Source organism: Promicromonospora sp. NPDC060204 (genome assembly GCF_042728455.1).
In the GTDB taxonomy this organism is placed as follows: domain Bacteria; phylum Actinomycetota; class Actinomycetes; order Actinomycetales; family Cellulomonadaceae; genus Promicromonospora.
The window spans coordinates 1-2950 of sequence record NZ_JBHWZO010000417.1; the positions used below are offsets into that span (position 1 = coordinate 1).

The window sequence follows — 2950 nt, forward strand, 5'->3', positions numbered from 1 at the left end:
CTGATCGCGCAGCCCGACGTCGTGTTCGCCGACGAGCCCACCGGCAACCTCGACTCCCGCTCCGGCGCGGAGGTCCTGTCGTTCCTGCGCCGTTCGGTGCGGGAGCTGGGCCGCACCATCATCATGGTCACCCACGACCCGTCCGCGGCCGCGTACGCGGACCGGGTCGTGCTGATCGCCGACGGCCGCATCGCCGGCGACATCTCCGACCCGACGCCGGAGTCCGCGATGGCGGGCCTGGACGCCCTGCGCACCCTCGAGCCCGCCGTCACCACCGGTCCCGCCCGGACGGGTGCGTGATGTCGAACTCCTTCCCCACAGCGCGCCTCACCCTGGGGCAGATGCGCCGCAGCACCGGACGGCTCACCGCCGCCGGTGTGGCCATCCTGATCAGCACCGCCTTCGTCACCGTGACTCTCCTGGCCGGCGGCGTCATCAACGGCACCACCCACGACATGGTCGCGGCCGGGTACGCGCGGGCCGACGTCGTGGTGACCAGCCCGGACGGCGACGCCGACGGCATCACCGACGGTGACGTCCAGGCCGTCGCCGCGCTCGACGACGTCGCGGCGGTCCAGCCGGTCACGACGTGGTTCGGCGACCTGCGCAACGGCGGCAAGGGCGGCTTCCAGGCCTTCGCCCCGGTGCCCGCCGACCCCCGCCTGTCCCCGCTGGAGCTGACCGACGGTGCCTGGCCGGCGGCCGACGGCGAGGTGGCCCTGTCCACGACCGTCGCCGAGCGCATGGAGGTCGCCGTCGGCGACACCGTGACGCTCAACCGGACCGTCTACCCCGAGGGCTGGGCCGAGAGCGAGGCCGACGACCCGGGCGAGGAGCTCGGCGACCCGAAGGACGTCACCGAGACGCTGACCGTGACCGGCATCGCCGACGACCCGTACGGCGCCTACACCTCCTACGGCGGCGCCGCCGCGGTCCCGGCCGCGACGCTCGACGCCTGGAACGCCGCCGAGCCCTACTCCGACCCGGTCACCGAGCTGCTCGTCGCGCTCGACACCCCGCTCGACGGCGGCGAGGTCCCGGCGGGGCTGCGCGACACGCTCCAGGGGGCCCTCCCGGACGCCGGGGGCGACGTGACCGTGCAGACGGTCGAGCAGGTGGCGACCGAGCGGACCGCCGAGCAGACCGGCGGCCAGGACCTCGTCTTCCTGGTGTTCGTGCTGACGTTCGCCGCCATCGCGCTGCTCATCGCGGCCATGGTCATCACCAACACGTTCCAGGTGCTCGTGGCCCAGCGCACCCGCACCCTGGCGCTGCTGCGCTGCATCGGCGCGGACGCCGGCCAGCTCTACCGCAGCGTGCTGCTGGAGGCCGCGATGCTCGGCGTCGTCGCGTCGGCGGCGGGCATCGTGGCGGGCGCGGTGCTGGCGCAGATCGCGCTGCTCGTCGCGCCGTCGTTCGACCTCGGCGTGCCGCTGCCGACCACCATCGCCCTGACCTGGCAGGCGGTCGTGCTGCCGCTGGCCGTCGGCGTGGGCGTGACGGTCCTGGCGGCCCTCGCCCCGGCCCGCTCGGCCACCCGGGTCGCCCCGCTGGCCGCCCTGCGGCCGTCGGACGCGCCCACGCTGCGCGCCCGCACCGGCCGGGCCCGCCTGGTGATCTCGCTGCTGTGCGTTTTCGGCGGCTTCGGGGGTCTCGCGATCGGCGTCGCGCTCGGGATGCAGGGCAGCCCGCAGTTCGGCCTGCTCGCGGCCGTGGGCGGCGGCTCGCTCGCGTTCTTCGGCGTGGTGCTGAGCGCCGTGCTGTGGCTGCCGCGCGTCGCGGCGGGCCTCGGCTCGCTCGTCTCCCGCAGCGGCCCGGCGGCCCGGCTGGCCGTCGCCAACACGCTGCGCAACCCGCGGCGGACGGCGGCGACCTCCACCGCGCTGCTCATCGGCGTCACGCTCGTGACCATGATGTCCACGGGGGCCGCGAGCGCCCGGATGTCGGCGGACAGCCTGCTCGACGAGACGTTCCCGTACGACGTGAGCGCGTCGCCGTCCGACCCGCGGTACGTCGACGACGTGCACGAGGCCGTCGCCGGCACGGACGGGGTCTCCGACACCGTGCTGGTCTCCAACGCGAGCGTCACGCTCGCCGGGGTGGAGGACATGTCGGTCGCGGGCGCCGACCCGCAGGACCTCGCAGCCGTCGTGAACGTGGCCGAGGAGGCGGAGCGGCTGACCGAGGGCTCGATCCTGCTGACGCAGGATGCCGCGGACTCGGTGGACCTCGCCGAGGGCGACCGCACCACCGTGGAGGGTCCCGGCGGCGCCGTCGACCTGACGGTCGTCATCACCACCGCCGACCCGCTCAGCAGCATGATCACGGCCGCCGACCTGGACCGGGTCGCCGGCGACGACGCGTGGAGCGACGTCTGGGCGCACATCGACGGCTCCGACCCCGCGGCGGTGCTCACGGACGTGCAGGACGCCGTGGCGGAGGTCGACGGCGGGGCGTTCGTGATGGGCCCGGCGGCCCAGGCCGCGCAGTTCCGCCAGGTCGTGGACGTGATCCTCGGCATCGTGGTGGGCCTGCTCGCCGTGGCCGTGGTGATCGCCCTGATCGGCGTCACCAACACGCTGTCCCTCTCGGTCATCGAGCGCACCCGGGAGTCCGCGACCCTGCGGGCGATCGGGCTCGGCAAGGACCAGCTGCGGGCCATGCTCGCGGTCGAGGGCATGCTGATCGCGGGCGTCGGCGCGGTGCTCGGCATCGTGCTCGGGCTGGTGTTCGGCTGGGCCGGGGCGGCCACCGCCCTGTCCCTGATGGGCGACGTGCGGTACGCCGTGCCGTGGACGGACATCACGCTGGTCCTGGGCGTCGCCCTCGTCGCGGGGCTGCTGGCCTCCGTGATCCCGGCGCGGGCCGCCGTCCGCACGTCGCCGGTCGCGGCGCTCGGCGTGGAGTGAGCGTCCCGCGCTGACGACGGCGCCCGGGCACGGTGTGATCG

General features: G+C 75.0%; 1 protein-coding gene and 1 pseudogene. Both read left to right on the forward strand.

From position 1 onward, the window contains the following. Positions 1 to 300 (forward strand): annotated as a pseudogene (locus tag ACFWEJ_RS28220) (ABC transporter ATP-binding protein); the annotation flags it as partial. Between the two features lie 41 nt (positions 301 to 341). Next, on the forward strand, positions 342 to 2909 hold the full coding sequence (locus tag ACFWEJ_RS28225) for an ABC transporter permease (protein WP_377232476.1): 2568 nt from the start codon (positions 342 to 344) through the stop codon (positions 2907 to 2909). Positions 2910 to 2950 lie beyond the last annotated feature (41 nt).